Below are 18,497 nucleotides of genomic sequence, written 5' to 3' on the forward strand. Positions count from 1 at the left end.
AGCCGGTCAGCTCGATCCCGAACCTCTCGATCAGGCCGTGGGAGGCGACGAAGTCCAACAGGTCCCGATAGCCGCTGGCGGTCGCCGGGAACGAGCCGGTCGTCAACAGGCGTCCGCTGGTGGTGAGCACCGCGACGACATGGGTGTCGGCGTGGGTGTCGACCCCCGCGATGACGACCTCGGTCGCGGGAGTGACGGGTGTGATGGTCATGACGGGTGTGTCTGCCTCTCCGGTGTCGTGACTCGAATCGCTTCGCCGCCAGTCATGGTCGGGAGTCTGTCCGGCACCGGAGAGACGGACACCCGGGTCGACTGGTGTGACATCGGGGTGGGGCAGGGTCGACACGACAGGGATAGACGCCTGTGTCGGGTCAAGGTCCTATGAAGTCAGACCCCGTCCTGGTTCCCCTCTCCGGCAGGACGTCGGAACCATTCCGGCTGCGACGTTCTTCCCGGGACCGGCCATGGAAGCCGACACCTCTCGAAAAAGCAGCCCACACGGGCGCCAGCCTCTAAGCAAGTCAGACCACCACGCCCGACCCCGGGAAGAACACCACCATCATCCCTGCCTCGAAGGGCGCTCCTCCCGAGGACGTGCGGCGAGCCTTGACTGTTTGGGCAGGTAGAGGACTCCGTCGGTCGCAAGCTCCCTCCTCCCGAATCCGCAGCGTGCGATAGCTGAACGGAGAAGACCCCCGAGCAAAGAGCGCTCGGGGGTCTTCTCCGTTCAGCTGTGGCAGGTAGAGGATTCGAACCTCTGAAGTCGATGACGGCTGATTTACAGTCAGCTCCCTTTGGCCGCTCGGGCAACCTGCCTCAGGCGTCACCCTCGCGGGCAACGGTGTGACAGCTTACCTCACCGGCGCCACCGCCCACCACGGCGGCCGACTACTTCTTGGAGCACTTCGGGATCTGCATACAGGTGTGCGAGGAGTAGTTGTTCGCCCTCGCCTCCTTGCACCATGCACAAGTACAGCTACACGCCATGTCCGTCACCTCCTCTCAACATTTCAGACCACGTCACGACGTCCGGACCAACAGGCCCAGTTCGTAGTCGCTCACGCCGTGCTGCTCCCCCGGCGCACCAGCTCGGCGCGCCAGCTTGATCACGATGGCCGCTTGGCCTGGTTGTTGTTGGACACTCACACGCTCCCTGGAGTACGGAACGCCTGTCCCGAGCACAGCGCTCAACCGCGCGGCCGGCTCCTCGTAGGCGATCGCACTCTGCCAGCCGGGCCCTCCGTCAACGCGTTCGAACAGCTCGCGAGCCTCGTCGTCGCCCAGTGTCCGATAGCGGTAGCCACCAGCGTTCGTGATGACGCTGGAGTTTAGGAACAGCATCGGCAGGTCGGGGTCAATTCCCGCCGGCAGACGGACGAAGGCCAGGTCGACCTCGTCGGAAAGCTCGGCGAGATCTGTCTCCTTGTAGTACTTCTGCAGCTCCTTACGGCTTTCAGCCCGCGGCGTGTCCTTCGTGTGTCCGAACTTCTCAGCGCCGATCACCCACGGCTCCTTCGCCGCGACGTACACCGCAGCCGCACGGTCCATCTCCCGCGCGATCTCCAAGAGGGTCACCGACTGCGGGACCCGCCCACCGGTCACGTCGATGATGACCTGCCGGGGGTCGTGCCCGCGCAGAGCGGCACGAATGTCCTCGTGGATCCGCCCCATGTCGATCTCCGGCTCGTCCACCTTCATCGACACACGACGAATCTTCGGCTTGAGATGTTCCATGCCCAACAAGTCGCAGTAGTTCGCCATCGTCTGCCCTGCCTCGTCGCTGCCATCGTCGAGTTGCACGATGGCTTCGAGGCGCGGCTCCAGACGCCGCAGCGTGTAGACAATCGCCTGCGGGATGTGCTTCTTCGCGTCGAAGGGCCCCACGCTCGCGAGCAGCACGTCGGCGCGATCGAGCACATGGCCGGGCAAGCGCGACGACTGAGCGACCACACGGACCCCTTGGTCCGCGTCGCCGCCGACGGCCAGCCAGCCCAATCCAGCGGCCGCGAGGAGGAGTCCGCCGCCCCACGCCGCCAGTGCCCACTCGCTCTCGACCTGGGAATCACCGAGCCACGCCAGGCCCCACGACCCGAAGAAAACAGCGCAGGCCGCAGGCAAAGCGTCCTTTAGGTCAGACAATGCGCTGAAGCTCCGCCACAGCGTCAGCGCCGAGACGACCCCCAGGGCCAAAGCCCCGGCGCCCAGCCATATCCACCATGACCAATCGCCGTCCAAGAAAAACCTGTCCGCCACACCATCCGCTACCAATGCCGTACCGACGTTGATGCAGAGCGCGGGGCCCAACAGGCGAGCCAAATGGCCAAGTGTGCGACGCCTCATCCTCACGTTCCTTCCGCCTTCTCGACTCAGCGTGGCACATAATCCGCCCGACCGGGACGAAACCTTGTCCTCGATTCCGAGGGTGGCGCCGGTCACAGGAGGACCACTAGGATCGAGGCGCATCCGTGATCGTCACGGGCACGTCACGCTTCGCCGCCGGAGGTTCCATGCACTGGGTCGTCATCCAAACCGGCGGAACGCAGCGCTACCTCTTCGACAGCAACAAGCGCAAGCTCAACGTGGGGGCCTCCTACCTCGTCACCAAGCTGCCCGAGTGGGTGAGTGAGGCTATCGGCGAGATCGAAGGCGTGACCGAGGAGAACATCGTCGTCAACGTCTCCGGCGTGGCCAATCTGCTCGTGGACGACGAGGAGACGGGTCGCGCGATCGTCGCCGCAGTCACCCGACGCGCCTTGGACGAAGCGCCCGGGCTCCAGGTGTGGGGCTGTGTCGGACCTGCGATCTCCGGGGCGCTCGGGCCGGCGTTGCGGGAGACGTACGACCTCGCCGAGCTCATTCGTTCAACCACACCCGGATCGGTCGAGCGGTTCCCCGCGACGCCGTTCACCGCACGAAGCCCCCTCGACTCACTCCCGGTGACCGAGCAGCGCAAACTCGCCGCCGACGATTCCATCGCGTTGTCAAAGGTCGCAGCCGAGAAGTGGGACTCCGCCAGCGTGGGACTCGCCACCATCAAAGAGAAGGTGACGGACTCTTCGTCCGCGATCATGAAAGTCGACAATGACGACGACCATGAGACCTGGACCTCCATCGTCCACATCGACGGCAACGGTTTCGGCCAACTCTTGATCCAACTCACCGACGAAGAATCCGACGACTTCGAAGTCCGTCTCAAAGACTTGAGCAACGCGCTGGAGGCGATCGGATGGGAGGCGCTCAACACCGCCATCGACCACCTCCACCGGTCCGATGACAAGCCATGGATCCTCCCTCTGGTCGTCGGCGGTGACGACCTCACCGCCATTGTCAGCGCCCCACGAGCACGAGCGTTCGCGCTCGCTTATCTGAAAGCTTTCGAGGACAAGACCCGAGCCAAAGAGATCGTGAGCGACGCCGCTCAGGGGGTGCTCGGACGCCCGTACCTCACCGCCGCGGCCGGCATCGCCATCGTCAAGCCGACCCATCCCTTCCACACGGCGTACCGACGAGCCGAAGAGCTGTGCCGGTCGGCCAAGAACGCCAAGACGACCGCTCCCGAGAGCAGCGCACTGGACATTCAGGTCTTCCACGAGTCGGTGGGACGCTCGCTCGACGACGTCCGATCCGACTTGCAGGGGTCGGAAGACCCGCTCACCCAACTGTGGCCCGGTGAGCTCTTGACCAGCCACACAGGCGTCGGCGGTCTCGGCTCAGCCGCACGCTTGGACGAAGTCGTGTCAGAACTGAGGCAGGGAGTTCTCACCTCCAGCGAATGGCACGGCCTGCGCACCGCTCTGACCGATCGCGACGCCGACGCGTGGCGTAGAAGCGTCGAGGGCTTGAAAGCTCAACTCGCAGTGTTCGACCCCGGCCGCTTGAAATCCGCCGCCGCCTTACTCGACGACGAGACCATCCCCTACCTGCTGCCAGCGATGGACCTCCTGGATGTCGAGGACGCACGATGACTGTCTCGATCCCATTCCATTTCACCTTCACCTCCGACTGGTTCGTCGGCTCGGGAACGGCCCAACACGGCTCGATCGACCGTCGGGTGCGCCGCGACGTCGACGGTCTTCCGTACCTTCCGGGGCGGACCGTCAAAGGCATGCTGCGCCAGGCGATCACCGAGGCCGCTCACGCTCTCGACGACGGTAAGTCGGACCGCTCGTGGTCCTCCTTAGCCCGCCAGATGCTCGGTCGGGCAGGCGAGCCCGGCCTGATCTCGGTCTCTTCCGCGCGCCTCTCGCCCGCAGTCGTCGCCGATCTTCGCCGCGAGCCCGCCTTGCGCGACGCCACGGTGGTGCTGCGCGCGTCGACCGCGATCGACGTTCACGGCGTGGCCGACGAGGACACCCTGCGCCTGGAGGAACGCGCTCGACAAGGGGCGGTCGTGACGGCGACTGTGGAGTTAAATGTTCCCGAAACACTATGGACCGACCCCGACGAAAGCTGGGCGCTCCGCCTGCTGTTGCACGCGGCGTCACGCCTCATCACCCGCCTCGGCGGCAAACGACGACGCGGCGCGGGACGATGCGAGGTCAGCGCCGATCTGGGACCGCAGTGGAACCTGAGTTCCGCTGTCGAGCGTGCCCGGACGACGCCAGCCCCCACGTTGTCTCCCCTCACTGACACCAACGAAGAAGACCCCTCCGAACCGACCGCCCGAGAGGGTGCATGGCGGCGTTTCCGCGTCGAGGTGACCACCCGGGGGCCGGTCATCCTGCCCGACCGCTCCCTCGGCAACGTCGTCGCCGGAAAGGAGCACATCCCTGGCGTCCATCTGCTCCGCGCGCTGACCGCCGCCTGCGGACGGGCCGACGTCGGGGCGGCGGTGCGCGACGACGCGCTGATCGTCACCGACGCGACTCCCTTCGCCGACGCGACCGACCGGGGGCTTCCCACGCCTCGCTGCCTTCGGCGGGCGAAGACCGCGAGCGCCGCGCCCGACGTGGTCGTCGACATCCTCCGCCAGCGCTTCACCACGGAGGACGGCTCGACGATCCAGGGCGTCACGTTAGGCGGCTACCTCCATCCCGACCCAGCCCAGGTCGTGACCTTGGAGAACCTGCCGTCGACCGTCGCCGTCACCCACGTGAACGTCGCCGATATGAACGTCGCCGACGGTGACCAGGGCGGTCCTTTCACTTATGTGGCGATCACGCCCGGCTCGTCGTTCGCCGCCGAGATCCACGTGCGCGACGACGCCGTCGACCCGCGACGCCTCGCCGGGACGCACCGGCTCGGAGCCTCACGCTCGGCCGAGTACGGAGAGGTCTCGATCGACGTCACACCGCTCGATCCTGCCGCGCCCCGCGACGACCTCGAAAAGGGCGATCTCTTGGTCGCCTGGCTGACCTCCGATGTGATCCTTCCGCTGGGGACGACGTCCGCCTCCGCCTTCAAGGCGACGTTGGAGCGCCGCCTCGGCGTGACCCTGGAGGTCGATCCCGACGCCACTGTCTGGGCCTCCGCTTCCATCGTGCGGCGCGACGGCTGGCACAGCGGCTGGGGCTTGCCCCAGCCGAGCGTCACGGGGATCGGCGCCGGCAGCGTCTACCGGTTCCGGGTCGCCGGAACGGTCCCCGGCGAAGTGCTCACCACCATGGAACGCGAAGGGCTCGGCGTGCGGCGCGCGGAGGGATGCGGACAGATCCGTTTCAATCCACCATGCCTGACAGGGGAGCCGCGCGGCCGCTACGACACCCGAGACGCCTACCAGGCCGACCAGGCGACCGAGGTGACCACCGGGCTCACACCCGAGGAACGCAGGTGGCTGCACGCCGTCCATCGGGCGGCGATCGAGACCATGATCGACGAGCAAGCCATCGCTCTCGTGGCACAACACGACCTCCGCTCGAAGCTGGCTCCACGGGAGCTCGGCAAAGCTCAGGCTGGCATCGTCCGGCAGATCGCCGAGGAGCTGACGGCGCCGGGAGGCCGCCGCAAGGCTGAGGCATGGAGCACGAAGACCCTCAAAGCGGCGGTCCGCAAAAAGGCCTGGCCGGAGGGATACATCGAGAGGCTTCAGACGTACTTCGCCAAGCCGACCAACTTGAGGGAAGCCAACCCGCTGCGCAAGCAGGCACGACAGCTGGCGAATGACACGACGATCGACATTCCGACGTTGACCGTGCAGCGCGTCCTTCTGGCGGCGCTGTCCATGCCCCGAAGCTCCGACTCATCGTCCGTCGAACCGCAAGGAGCCGACGCATGACACATCGCGCACGACATCTGATCACCGGTCAGCTCGTCGCCGAAAGCGCGCTCCATGTGGGCGCCTCACGCAGCGACGCCGTCACCGACCTGCCCGTGCTGCGCGACGGCTCCGGTCGGCCGCTGCTGCCCGGAACCAGCCTGGCAGGCGTGTTACGTCGCACCCTCCCCGACGACGAGGCCGACCGCTGGTTCGGCTCGCATGACGGCTCCACGACGCATCCCAGTGTGGTGATCGTCGACGACGCTCCCGCGACAGGCGGCACCTACGAGCGACACGGAACCCAAATCCGCACGACGACGGCCATCGATCCGCGAACCGGCGCGGTCAAAGAACGCCTCCTGTTCAGCCGGGAGGTGGTGCCACAAGGCACAATATTCAGCCTCTCGCTGGAGCTGGAGACCGACGATGAGGCCTCCGCCGAGGAGTTCCTGCAACGGCTCGCCGGCACCTTGGCGACAGGCATCCGCGTCGGCGCGGCCATCACCCGAGGCCTTGGTCGAGTGAGCCTCGACGGCGATCTGGAGCGACGAACCATCGCTCTTCAGGAGCGCGAACGGTTTCTGGACTTTCTGAGCGACGTCGATCACCGGTCACCCGTCACGCCTGCGAGCGCGGTCACCGAACCCCGCTCGCTCATGTTCGCATTGCCCTTCGTGCCGGTCGGGCCGCTGATGACCTCCGTAGAACTACCCGGCGGGGCTGTCGACCGAGTTCCGCTCACCGCGCCAACCGAGGCTGGCCACGTACGACTGACACTCCCCGGCTCGTCGATCAAGGGCGCATTACGCGCTCGTGCCCTCTATCTGTTGGGCACATTGGGCAAGTCGGCCGACGACCCGGCCTTCGTCACCCTCTTCGGCGCGGCCGCCGAGCTCGATGAGGAACGTCGCCAACTCGGCCGACGTGGACGCCTCATCGTCGAGGACAGCGGCGTCGACACGCCGATCCCCGCCGAGAAATGGCAAGCGGTGCTCGACGCCAGCGGACAGGAGGCGCCTCGCGCCCGGAAGGCGCTGACAACGGCCTTGAGCGACCTGGCCTCTGACAGCCTTCCACGCTTCATCCCCGCCGACCGGGTCGCCGTCGACCGATGGACTGGCGGCGCCGCCGAGCCGCTTCTCTACTCGCTCTTGGAACCTCATCACCACACCGAAGAGTGGGAACCGTTGCGCCTCACGCTCGATCTGGACGGCGTGCCCGACGACGAGGCGCGACGCGCGGTCGGGCTGCTGCTCATGGTTCTCCGTGAGGTACGCGACGGCTGGGTCAAGTTCGGTTATGGCACCCGCCGTGGGCTGGGGCAGGTCCGACTCGCCGAAGGTAAGGACGACATCAGCGTAGGTGAGTCGCTGGCGGGGTGGTTTCCGCTGCGCGACTGGCGGATCACCGGGAAAGAACAGCCACCACAGGCAGTGGACGACGCACTGGAAGCCTTCATCCAGTCCCCTTCGGACGCGACGTCCCTGCTCAGCACCCAGGAGGACTCATGACCACCGACACCCGTGGATCTCTCCAACCCGGCTCACTCCACGACGCGCTGGCGACGGTCCCCGACGGAGCCGTCGGCTACGTGCTGTCGCCGAGAGCCGCGCGCTGGTTCCGCAAAGTCTCCGGCGAGCTCTCCTGGCACGACGACAAAGCAACTATCCCTCTGTCGACCGTCTACGCGTTGGAGGCCTTCGACGGGACGACCTCCGTCTCCTGGGAACGTGACAGCGGCGGCCAGGGCTTCCGACGGACCTTGACCCGACCGAAAGGATCGGCACGGGTCCGTGCTCACCTGTGGGGAACCATCACGACAGTCGATCCCGGCTGGGTCCACCTCTCCGAGGACCGGGTCGCCGACTTCTGGGTACCGCTGACCGGCCTCGACTCGAAGTCGAAAGGCAGGTCCGTCCGGCTGGTGTACGCAGAACACTGGACCGAGGACGACCACGGCAACACCTACGTCAAGGCGACACAACCGTTACAGATCGAGGTGTGCTGAGATGGCCGAGATCACCGAAGTCGCGGCCACCGTCGTTGCCGTGTCTCCGACCGACGGAGTGACCCTCCAGCGGTCGGACAAGCCCAACAAGAGGCCGAAATACCTAGAATCCAATCGCCCCAACGATCTGCAAGCCGGCGAAACCGTCGTCATCGTGTACTCCGACACCCAGATCATCAGAATCAAACGGCCGACGAGTTCAGCGTTCTTGAACCCGTACGTCATGCTCGCCTCGCCGAAACGTGTCGCTGACGCGGCGTGGGCAGACGCTGAACCGCCCGGGCATAGCGCACTGCCGCACGGCCACTACCGTGGCACGGTCGACGTCACGATCACCTCAGAGTCTCCGTTGCTGCTCCTCGACCAAGGTGAGGCCGAGCCGGGTGGTCCGGCATTGTGGGTCCGTCGCCTGGACCCAGACGACGACAAGCCACTGCTCGACCCGACCTCGGTCAAAGGAATGCTCCGCTCTGCCTTTGAGGCAGTCACCGTCTCACGCTACGGAGTCTTCGCAGGGCATAACGATCCGCTCACCATCCGGGTGGGACGCACGAAAGAGGACTTCAAAAAATCGCCCGCCGAGGTACTCGATCTAGAAGACCTGCGTCCCTCGGTCAGCGTGGAGAAACTGTCTCCGGCTGAGCGAGTGTTCGGCTGGGTGGGAGACGAGCGCGCTGAGACACCCGTCGCGGCGTACCGTGGTCACGCCTGGGTCGAAGACGTTCATGTGGATCGTGCTGAGATCGTCCCTCTCACGGAGACGGATCCAGAAGGTCTTCAACTCACCACGCTCAACAGCCCCAAGCCCGAACAGTATCGCTTCTATCTCAAGGATGTCGACGGCAAGCCGCTTCCAAGCGGGCGGCAGAAGTCGATCAACGAGGGCTACACCGACGCATCTCGGCTGGCACGGAAGTTCTACTGGCCACACCCGTCACGCGCGAAGCCTGACTACTGGAAGCCTTCCCCGATGACACCGCATATGGTCGAGGAGAAGGATGACGACAGCAACAGCCTCGGCTTGAGACGACATGGCTACGCGGAGCCCAGCTGGGACGCGGAAGCCCGCACATACCGCGAGTACATCGCCCCAGTCGGCACTAAGCCGAAGGTCAGCCGCGTGATCAACGAGTGGGTCGCTCCAGGCGCCACCTTCCGTTTCACGCTCCGGTTCGACGGCGTGACCGCCAAACACTTGGGCGTGCTGCTGTGGCTTCTCGACGACCAACGACTGCGATTCGGCCTCGGTGGCGGCAAACCTCTGGGCTTCGGCACGGTACGTCTCTCCGTTGAGGGCAGCGAAATCCAATCCGCCGACATGGTTCGGAAGTCACTCTCAAGGTGGCAGTCTCCTGTCGACGGTGTCGACCACAGCGAACTACTCGATGTCGGCGTCACGAGCCTCGACCAGGCGTACCCGAAGCGCCGTGAGACCTTCGCCAAGATCAGCGATCCGCCAGAGATACCCGTGCACTATCCACGCACCTCCGACGAACCCATCGCAGAGTCCTACGAGTGGTTCATGGCGAACGAGCATCCCGACGGCGGCAAACACTCGTTGCCCGACATCGACGACCCGGCTCTGCCGTACAACCCCCAGGCGTGATCGACCCATGTCGCACTTCTCCCGACCCTCCCTGGCGCGCTGGTGGGTGCCATTCGATGGGGTCGACCCTGAGACGGTGGAGTTGCAGTATCTCCATGGGGCGATCAGCAACTGGTTCGATGCCAACGAGGTCGAGCACAAGGCCGGGAGCAAGCCGTATTCGCTGACTCCGCTCTCACAGCGCGGCGAGGAGTTCGGGGTCGAGATCGCCACGCTGACCTCCGAGGCGGCGCTGCGCCTGCACACGGCCTGCGTGCAGGGGACGGTCGTGCGGTTGGGGCCTCAGCAGGGGCGAGTCGCGGCGGCGCCGACGTTGGTCGATGTCGTCGCGTGGGAAAGCCTCGGCGCCCGGCCGCAGAACATGTGGTCGCTCGACTTCCTCACTCCGACCGTGTTCCGGCGCGGCAAGCGTTATTCGCCGCTGCCGACACCGCAGTCCATCACACGGAGCTTGTCCTACCAGTGGAACGCCTGGAGCGGTTTGGAGTCGATCCGGCTCGACCACGCCGAGGTCGACCAGGTGTGGGTCTCGTCGTTCGAGGGCGGCAGCCACCCGATCCGCCTGCGTTTCAAGCGCGAAGTCACTCGCACCTATGAGGGCTTCGTCGGCCGATTGACCTTGCGCTGCGACGACGACACGGTCGCCGCTGCGACAGCACGACTGCTGGGGGTCGCGCCGTACGCGGGCGTCGGCTCATTCACCTTGCGTGGTCTCGGAGTGACGCGGTTCGCCGACGTCCAGGAACACCGCCATGCGGTCGCTCGCTGACCGTGCTTTCACTCCGGACGCGCTGACCCTTGCCTGGGAGAAGGTCCGGCGCGATCATGTCGTCGCTCCGGGTTCGGCCTTGTCTCGCTTCGCGACCTCCAGCCGCGATCGCTTGGCGACCTTGTCAGACGCCCTTCAGTCGGGGAGCTACCGACCGGACCCGCTCACACCCGCGACCATCGAGGTCGACGGACGCACCCGCGACATCCACCTCCCCTCGGTGCGCGACCGTGTCGTCGAGCGCTCCGTCCTCGACTCGGTCACAGCGGTGATCGACCCGCTCCTCGGCCCCTTCTGCTTCGGCTACCGTCCAGGGTTGGGCGTGCCGGACGCCGTCCACGCGTTGCGGGAGCTGCGGGACGAAGGCCATTCGCACGTGCTGCGGGCCGACGTCGACGATTGTTTCGCCTCCATCCCGGTGTTGTTAGCGCTGTCGACCTTCTCCGAGCACATCCACGAAGAACCGATCCTGGCTGTGGTGCGAGCGCTGCTCGGCCGACTGACCAAGGATCGGCGGGGTCGGGTGCGATCTCATCCGGGTCTCCCACTCGGTTGCGCGCTGTCCCCGCTGCTGACGAACCTCGTGTTGTCGCGACTCGACTCGACCCTCGCCGAGGAGGGTTTCCCCATCATCCGCTACGCCGACGACTTCGTCGTGGCGGCGCACTCGTTCGAAGAGGCGTCGTGCGCTCAGCGATTAGCGGCCGAAACTCTCGCGGAATTGGAGATGCGCATGGGTGAGGACAAGACGGAGATCACCACCTATCAAGACGGCTTCACCTTTCTCGGCGAGGATTTCGGCCTGCGCTACCCCCGTGCGGCCACCGAGACGGTGCGCCCTCCTGATCGTCGTGTGCTCTACATCGGCTCGCAGGGCAGCCGGGTCAGGAAAGCCCGAGGCCGTGTCATCGTCGAGAGCAAGGACGAGGTGGAACTGGTCAACGTGGCGCAGACGAAGGTCGCTCGGATCGTCTGCTTCGGTTCGGTGGGCTTGTCCGCGGGGGTGCGCGAGTGGGCGTTGCGTTCCGGCGTCGAGGTGTACTTGGCGACGCGTCGCGGCTCGTATCTCGGGCAAATGGTGGCTTCGTCCCGATCTCCTCGCGTGGAGCGCATCCAGGCTCAGTTGAGGTTCTCAGAGACTGACGAGTGCCTTGAGTTGGCCCGCCGTGTCGTCGCGGCGAAACTCTCGAAGCAAGCGGTGCTGGTGAAACGGTTCGGACGGCGTACCCATCGGGACGTCAGCCAGGAGGCCATCGTGAGGATTCGAGCGGCGATGGAAGCTTTACCGACCTGCGCCACGAGAGACGAGCTGATGGGCAACGAGGGCGCCGCGGCGCGGGCCTATTTCCAGGCTCTTGGACGCATGGCTCCCGAAAGCCTACGGTTCGAGAGACGGAGTCGCCGGCCTCCGGAGGATGTCTTCAACGCCGCGCTGTCCTGGGGCTACGCGCTGCTGTTGGGCGAGTGCGAGACGGCCTTGATCGCCGCAGGATTGGACCCGGCGATCGGCGTGCTGCACGCCGTCGAAGGGCAACGGCCGAGCCTGGCGTTGGACTTGATGGAGGAGTTCCGTGTGCTGATCGTCGACCAGTGCGTGATGCAGGCGGCACGCTCCGGGGCCCTCACCGCTGAACACGGTCGTTCTGAACCGGGCAAGCCGGGAGTTCTACTGGACAAGGCCGGGCGCGCGGCCGTCATCGACGCCTACGAAAGACGCATGTTGGACAAGACCGCTGGAGCCCTGCCCACGTACTCCGGGACGCTCCGTCGTCATCTGTACCGCCAGGCGCAGCGGCTCTCCTCCTCCATCCAGCACGGGGAGCCCACCTGGACCGGTCTGTCATGGCGATGACCACCATCGCGGCCTACGACGTAACGGACGACGGGCGTCGTTCCCGGCTGGCGGCACTCCTCCAGCAGTACGGCGACCGTGTCCAGAAGTCAGTGTTCCTCCTGGACGTCGACAGCGAGAGCCTTGAGGAGATCAGCCGACGAGCACAATCACTCGTCGACGCCGGGACGGACTCGCTGTACTTCTTCCCGCTATGCCTCAGTTGCTCGTCACGCACCATCCTGGTCGGACAGGCTCAACCGCCCGAGGCGGTCCTCTTCTGGGCCGCGCTGTGAACGCCATGTCCACACCGAAACTGGCGCGCGCCCACCGCCCCCACGCGAGGGGTGTGCACCACCTCTGAACTGCGCGAACGTCCTCGATGGCCAGCCCTTCCGACCTAACGATGGGCGAACCTCCGTAGCCCTGTGCATCGGCCCGGCATCCCCGCTGGTCAGAGCCCCTCTTCGAGGGGTAGGGTCCTTTGAAGGATCGCGCTAACAAGCGCCTAGAAACAATCGTGGCCACCTGCACCGCCTTCTTCTTGTTTTCGTCCTTTGAAGGATCGCGCTAACAAGCGCCTAGAAACGCCACTTTGAACAGCCTAGACATGATGTTCTGTCCTTTGAAGGATCGCGCTAACAAGCGCCTAGAAACTTCCCGTACCGTGTCACTGACTCTCACTGGGGGGTCCTTTGAAGGATCGCGCTAACAAGCGCCTAGAAACCGACCAGAAGGCCGAGGCCTCGTTCAGATCGGGGGTCCTTTGAAGGATCGCGCTAACAAGCGCCTAGAAACCGTCGCGTTGTGGGCGTACAGCAACGAGTTCACGAGTCCTTTGAAGGATCGCGCTAACAAGCGCCTAGAAACCCCGCCAGCGTCGCGTTCAGCGCTATCAGCACAAAGTCCTTTGAAGGATCGCGCTAACAAGCGCCTAGAAACAACTTACCCACTTGCTTTTTAAGCCACTCTTTCTCGGTCCTTTGAAGGATCGCGCTAACAAGCGCCTAGAAACAAACGCAACGCAGCGTGAGCCGTGAGGCCCGCCAGCGGTCCTTTGAAGGATCGCGCTAACAAGCGCCTAGAAACGCCGTGTACATCAGCCCGTAGAGACCCCAGTCCCGGATGTCCTTTGAAGGATCGCGCTAACAAGCGCCTAGAAACGAGGGCGGCCACCTTAAATAGTCTAGACATGACGTGTCCTTTGAAGGATCGCGCTAACAAGCGCCTAGAAACGAGGGCGGCCACCTTAAATAGTCTAGGCATGACGTGTCCTTTGAAGGATCGCGCTAACAAGCGCCTAGAAACTCGAGCTTCGCCTCCGTCGTGGTCACGCTGGTCCTTTGAAGGATCGCGCTAACAAGCGCCTAGAAACCGGGTACGGGCGGCCACAGGTCTCGCTAGATGACGTCCTTTGAAGGATCGCGCTAACAAGCGCCTAGAAACGTCGACGAACAGCCAAAAGGCGTCGCCCTCGGGTCCTTTGAAGGATCGCGCTAACAAGCGCCTAGAAACCTGCCGATGTGATCGATTTCATATGCACGCATGTCTGTCCTTTGAAGGATCGCGCTAACAAGCGCCTAGAAACACGATGGCGGCCACCTTGACGAATCTGGACATGAGTCCTTTGAAGGATCGCGCTAACAAGCGCCTAGAAACTTGAACGCCCGAACCGTGATGGTTTGACCGTCGTCCTGTCCTTTGAAGGATCGCGCTAACAAGCGCCTAGAAACGTGGTGTTGGACATGATAATGTCCCTCTCTCCGAGTCCTTTGAAGGATCGCGCTAACAAGCGCCTAGAAACGGCTTGCGCCGCGGCATGTCCTTAGGGGACATAGTCGTCCTTTGAAGGATCGCGCTAACAAGCGCCTAGAAACGCTCGGCCTGGAGGGCCTTCCGCTTGTCCTCGGTCCTTTGAAGGATCGCGCTAACAAGCGCCTAGAAACCGCCGTGACCGCGGGGCTTCTTCTTCGGCTCCTCGTCCTTTGAAGGATCGCGCTAACAAGCGCCTAGAAACTTTCTGGTTGGGTTTCTACTCTGTCAGGTGTCCTTTGAAGGATCGCGCTAACAAGCGCCTAGAAACGCCTCGACCAACGACGCCCTCTCACCCGACGCGTTGTCCTTTGAAGGATCGCGCTAACAAGCGCCTAGAAACTACTCCATGAGAGTACTTCCTTTCGGTTGTCGTCGTCCTTTGAAGGATCGCGCTAACAAGCGCCTAGAAACCGACCCGACGTTGACCAGGTCGACCTTCTCCTCGCGTCCTTTGAAGGATCGCGCTAACAAGCGCCTAGAAACATGTCGATGCGAGCCATAATAGACTCCTCTCTGTCCTTTGAAGGATCGCGCTAACAAGCGCCTAGAAACGAACAGCCAAAAGGCGTCGCCCGACTCGCTCTGTCCTTTGAAGGATCGCGCTAACAAGCGCCTAGAAACAAATCACGAGATCGCATGGCGACCCCCTTCTGTTGTCCTTTGAAGGATCGCGCTAACAAGCGCCTAGAAACTTTTTGGCCTCAACCGGAGTCTCGGGCGTTTCGGTCCTTTGAAGGATCGCGCTAACAAGCGCCTAGAAACCAGCCAGCACCACACTCTCGTGCAGCTGCTTTAGCGTCCTTTGAAGGATCGCGCTAACAAGCGCCTAGAAACGGAACGAATAAGCCGCGAGGCTCATCGTAGCTGCGGTCCTTTGAAGGATCGCGCTAACAAGCGCCTAGAAACAAAAGGCCCCGCCGTTCTCGGGGGGTGAAGTCCTTTGAAGGATCGCGCTAACAAGCGCCTAGAAACCCCATCGTAGCTGCGTTCGCGACGATCAGCACGAAGTCCTTTGAAGGATCGCGCTAACAAGCGCCTAGAAACGAAGTAGCCCCTCACCACTCGACCTCGGCCAGTCCTTTGAACGATCGCGCTAACAAGCGCCTAGAAACATTTGGTCATGTCTCCTCCTAGAGACTATCGACATGGAGTCCTTTGAAGGATCGCGCTAGCAAGTGCCTAGAAACAATGACTCGCGGATCCACCAGGTTGCCTCCGGCAGTCAGGTCCTTTGAAGGATCGCGCTAACAAGCGCCTAAAAACACTCCAATGCGACCGGCGGCGTGAACGTCTCACACCTCAACGTTTCAGGGCGCTTCGCATCCGCAGTGGGTCGGGAAAGGCGGTTCTTCTTGACCCGAAGGTCGCCGCAGACTTCGCTCCCTGAGGCGCGGAGGGCGCCCAGCGCCCGAAGCCTCGAAGGGTGCAGACGCATGGTTACGCTTCCTCCCTTCGAGGCTCGCTCGTAGGACACATACTCGTCAATACTTAGGGAGTCGGTCTAGGCTCGTCGTATGGGTGTTGAGGGTAGGGATTCTGGCGAGGTTCGGGCGGTTGTGTATCTGCGGATCAGCTTGGACCGTGAGGGGGACGAGTTGGGTATCAGCAGGAACCGTGAGGATGCGGTGGAGCGGATCGAGCAGCGTGGTTGGACGTTTGTCAGGGAGTATGTGGACAACGACACCAGTGGTAGTGGGCGGGCGAAGCGGCCTGGTTTCGAGCAGATGCTCGCTGATGTCGAGGCGGGTCTGGTCGACGCGATCGTGGCGCAGGAGTGGCCTCGGTTGGAGCGGAACCGGCCTGAGGGCGTCCGGCTGATCGAGACGTGTAAGCGGCGTCGGGTGTTCGTGTCGTTGGTGAAGGGTTTGGACATGAACTTCGACAACGCGATCGGTCGGATGGTCGGTGACATGTTGTCGGCTCAGGCGCGGGCGGAGATCGAGATCAAGGCTGAGCGGCAGTCGAGGGCGCAGCGGCAGCGCGCCGAGCAGGGGCGGACGCCGAAGGGGATGAGGGCTCTCGGGTACGCGACGGGCGGGGCGACGATCCCGGACGAGGCTGAGGCGGTGCGGGCGGTCTATCGGGCGTTCGCTCGTGGCGCGACGATCCGGTCGATCGCTCGGGCGTTGTCGGGTGAGACCGGACAGCGGGTGCCGGCTGATGTTCCGGCGACGCGGCGGATCACGGTCAGCGCCGCGATCGAGGCGAACGAGCGGCGTGTCGCGGCGGGCAAGCCGCCTCGGAAGGTTCCCGAGGAGGGGCCGTGGCACGCGAGCGTGGTGCTGGGCATCCTGCGCAACCCGCGTTATGTGGGTTATTCGTGTTACGCGCCCGTCGAGGACGGCGATAAGAGCAAGGACCGAGCCCGACGTCGCGACACGATCGTGCGGGACGGGAACGGTGACCCGGTCAGGGGCGTGTGGGAGCCGTTGGTCGACGAGGAGTTGTGGTGGCGTGTCCAGGCCGAGCTGGACCGTCCGGAGCGTCGCACCTATCGGGGCCCGCAGGGCCGTAAACGGCTCGGCGCGAGTCTGTACCACTGTGGCTATCTGGTCGCGGCGGACACCGAGTGCGGCTTACGGGTCAAGTCGATGGCCGAGGGTTACGGCTGCCCGGGGCACCTGTCGAGGTCGAAAGAGGACGTCGACGCTTTCGTGGAGCAGGTCGTCAAAGCGCGTCTGGGCCGTGAGGATCTGCGTGAGTTGTTGCCGAGGCCGGACGCCGACGAGCCCCGTATGCGGGCGATCGAGGAGGAGTTGACGAGGCAGCGGGGCAAGGTCGCCCGGGCGCAGCAGGACTATGACGACGAGCTCATCGAGGCGATCGACCTCAAACGGGTCCGGGAGGCCACCCGTGGTGTGATCGCCGGGTTGGAGCGGGAGCGACTACGCCTCACCGCGGGCAGCGCGACGAGCTCGGTGATCGACGTCGACGATCCCGTGGCCGCCTACAACGGCGCGGACCTCGCGACCCGCCGCGCCGTCATCGACGTGTTGTGCCGGGTGACACTGCTCAAGAACACCGCGGGCAAAGCCTTCACGCCGGACAGCGTGCGGATCGACTGGCGGGGAGGCGACGACGCCACCGCATGACTCAGACGGTGGATGTCAAAGGTCCCGCATGACTCCCGAGTCTCGGATGACACGGCGGAGCACCCGGACTTGTTTGGCGATCAGTCGCATCCGGGTGGAGTCGGCGTGGGGCGCGAAGACGTCCTCGTAGTGCTCGGCGACGTCGCGCATGACGGTGAACGCCTGGTGCAGCACGTCGTCGGCGGGGAGGCCGGAGTGTTCGGCGAAGAGTCTCCAGTTGCGGACGGTCAGGTCCATCGGGCGGCGGGCTTTCCCGACGGGCATGGCGAACCGGTGGTCGTAGGCGGGCCAGAAGTAGACCGGCACGGTGTCGTAGAGCGGGGCGAGGCGTGGCTGCTCTCGGTCGAGGAGGAGTGAGTAGTTCTTGGCGTGGGCGTCGGCGTTGCCCATCGCGGTGTTGAAGGCCAACTGCCGGACGAAGTCACCGGCGAGGCCGAGCGGGGCGAGGAAGCGCGCGACCTCCGGGGCGGTGACTCGGTATTTGTCGGCGGTGGGGCGGCCGAGTGCCTGGTTGAGGTCGACGGCGGGCAGGCGTTGGCCGTCGTGGCGGTCCCACCGCTCGACCACGAAGGCCGGACGGCCGTGGAAGGTCGTCACCTTCGAGTGCGAGGCTTCCAGGCCGACCGTGCGGGCGAGTTCGAGGGAGGCGTGCTCGAACACCTCGATCCGGCGGTGACGCTGGGACGGAGGTTTGACGATGTGGGTGGACGCATGCTCGGCGGTGGGCCAGAACCACTGTCCGTCGATCCGGGTCAGCGTGAACTTGCCTTGTGCGCCGGCGAGGGTGAACCGGGTGCGCACGTCGGGCGGCAGCCATGCGGTGTCGTCGGTGGCGAGTGCCGCGATCCGGGCGGCGATGTCGGCCTCGGTCGCCTCCACCAGCGGCGACGCCTCGGTGCGCTCGCCCGTGCGGACGTACGACCCGGCCGCGTCCTCGCCGAACTCGGCGAGCAACGTCGCCGGGTCGTCGCTCGTTAGTCCTCGTTCACGCGCCCACCGCCGACGGACCTCGGGGTCGTCGGGCAGGAGGTTGTCGAGGAAGACCTCGTCGTATGGCGGCGAGAGACGCCTCGGCCCGGTATCGCCGATAACGGGCGCAGTGTGCCCAGGATTCATGGTCGCCGCCCTTGCGCTATTTGGACTACGATGACGCACGTACGCGCCTCTACGGATGCCAGGG

The 18,497-nt window shown here is 64.6% G+C and carries 11 protein-coding genes, 1 tRNA gene, 1 pseudogene and 1 CRISPR repeat array; of the genes and pseudogenes, 9 read left to right on the plus strand and 4 right to left on the minus strand.

Going from position 1 to position 18,497, the window contains the following annotated elements:
- The 3 genes and pseudogenes from QM621_RS11125 to QM621_RS11135 all read right to left on the minus strand — a co-directional run.
- Positions 1-211 (minus strand): annotated as a pseudogene (locus QM621_RS11125) (hypothetical protein); the annotation flags it as partial.
- A 523-nt stretch (positions 212-734) separates the two neighbouring features.
- Positions 735-816, minus strand: a tRNA-Tyr gene (locus tag QM621_RS11130).
- Between the two features lie 204 nt (positions 817-1,020).
- Positions 1,021-2,316, minus strand: a complete 1,296-nt coding sequence (locus tag QM621_RS11135) for an STIV orfB116 family protein (protein WP_414990451.1) — start codon at positions 2,314-2,316, stop codon at positions 1,021-1,023.
- 149 nt (positions 2,317-2,465) lie between these two features.
- Here QM621_RS11135 and QM621_RS11140 point away from each other — a divergent pair, with 149 nt between their 5' ends.
- From QM621_RS11140 to QM621_RS11180, 9 genes are all read left to right on the plus strand, one after another.
- Positions 2,466-3,965, plus strand: a complete 1,500-nt coding sequence (locus tag QM621_RS11140; protein WP_414990452.1) for a Cas10/Cmr2 second palm domain-containing protein — start codon at positions 2,466-2,468, stop codon at positions 3,963-3,965.
- Complete coding sequence (locus QM621_RS11145) at positions 3,962-6,214, plus strand: RAMP superfamily CRISPR-associated protein (RefSeq protein WP_414990453.1); 2,253 nt, start codon at positions 3,962-3,964, stop codon at positions 6,212-6,214. The genes QM621_RS11140 and QM621_RS11145 overlap by 4 nt, the downstream gene beginning before the upstream one ends.
- Entirely contained in the window at positions 6,211-7,707 is a 1,497-nt protein-coding gene (locus tag QM621_RS11150) for an RAMP superfamily CRISPR-associated protein (protein ID WP_414990454.1), read from the plus strand. The genes QM621_RS11145 and QM621_RS11150 overlap by 4 nt, the downstream gene beginning before the upstream one ends.
- Positions 7,704-8,204, plus strand: coding sequence for a CRISPR-associated protein Csx19 (gene csx19 / locus QM621_RS11155; protein ID WP_414990455.1), 501 nt, complete (start codon positions 7,704-7,706; stop codon positions 8,202-8,204). The genes QM621_RS11150 and csx19 overlap by 4 nt, the downstream gene beginning before the upstream one ends.
- Position 8,205: 1 nt before the next feature.
- Positions 8,206-9,810: an RAMP superfamily CRISPR-associated protein gene (locus QM621_RS11160; RefSeq protein ID WP_414990456.1), complete on the plus strand. Its 1,605-nt coding sequence runs from the start codon at positions 8,206-8,208 to the stop codon at positions 9,808-9,810.
- Positions 9,811-9,886: 76 nt separating this feature from the next.
- The gene (gene cas6, locus QM621_RS11165) at positions 9,887-10,579 is read left to right on the plus strand and encodes a CRISPR system precrRNA processing endoribonuclease RAMP protein Cas6 (RefSeq protein WP_414990457.1); all 693 of its coding nucleotides are present in this window, start codon (positions 9,887-9,889) and stop codon (positions 10,577-10,579) included.
- A gap of 112 nt (positions 10,580-10,691) precedes the next feature.
- Positions 10,692-12,431 (plus strand): CRISPR-associated endonuclease Cas1, encoded by a 1,740-nt coding sequence (gene cas1, locus QM621_RS11170; RefSeq protein WP_414990458.1) that lies wholly within the window; start codon positions 10,692-10,694, stop codon positions 12,429-12,431.
- Entirely contained in the window at positions 12,422-12,706 is a 285-nt protein-coding gene (cas2, locus tag QM621_RS11175) for a CRISPR-associated endonuclease Cas2 (protein WP_414990459.1), read from the plus strand. Before cas1 ends, cas2 begins: the two co-directional genes overlap by 10 nt.
- Positions 12,707-12,889: 183 nt before the next feature.
- A CRISPR array of direct repeats spans positions 12,890-15,488; the repeat unit is 37 nt; unit sequence GTCCTTTGAAGGATCGCGCTAACAAGCGCCTAGAAAC.
- A gap of 251 nt (positions 15,489-15,739) precedes the next feature.
- Positions 15,740-17,317 (plus strand): recombinase family protein, encoded by a 1,578-nt coding sequence (locus QM621_RS11180; RefSeq protein ID WP_414990460.1) that lies wholly within the window; start codon positions 15,740-15,742, stop codon positions 17,315-17,317.
- A 15-nt stretch (positions 17,318-17,332) separates the two neighbouring features.
- Here QM621_RS11180 and QM621_RS11185 read toward each other — a convergent pair whose 3' ends face one another.
- Positions 17,333-18,433, minus strand: coding sequence for a HipA domain-containing protein (locus QM621_RS11185; RefSeq protein ID WP_414990461.1), 1,101 nt, complete (start codon positions 18,431-18,433; stop codon positions 17,333-17,335).
- Positions 18,434-18,497 lie beyond the last annotated feature (64 nt).

This window comes from Aeromicrobium sp., assembly GCF_047606445.1.
Taxonomy (GTDB): Bacteria; Actinomycetota; Actinomycetes; order Propionibacteriales; family Nocardioidaceae; genus Aeromicrobium.

What these genes read in the sequence shown, in the direction of transcription:
- QM621_RS11145 (WP_414990453.1), top strand. Translation starts at nt 3,962, where the DNA reads ATGACTGTCTCGATCCCATTCCATTTCACCTTCACCTCCGACTGGTTC.
- QM621_RS11150 (WP_414990454.1), top strand. Translation starts at nt 6,211, where the DNA reads ATGACACATCGCGCACGACATCTGATCACCGGTCAGCTCGTCGCCGAA.
- csx19 (WP_414990455.1), top strand. Translation starts at nt 7,704, where the DNA reads ATGACCACCGACACCCGTGGATCTCTCCAACCCGGCTCACTCCACGAC.
- QM621_RS11160 (WP_414990456.1), top strand. Translation starts at nt 8,206, where the DNA reads ATGGCCGAGATCACCGAAGTCGCGGCCACCGTCGTTGCCGTGTCTCCG.
- cas2 (WP_414990459.1), top strand. Translation starts at nt 12,422, where the DNA reads ATGGCGATGACCACCATCGCGGCCTACGACGTAACGGACGACGGGCGT.
- QM621_RS11180 (WP_414990460.1), top strand. Translation starts at nt 15,740, where the DNA reads ATGGGTGTTGAGGGTAGGGATTCTGGCGAGGTTCGGGCGGTTGTGTAT.
- QM621_RS11185 (WP_414990461.1), bottom strand. Translation starts at nt 18,433, where the DNA reads ATGAATCCTGGGCACACTGCGCCCGTTATCGGCGATACCGGGCCGAGG.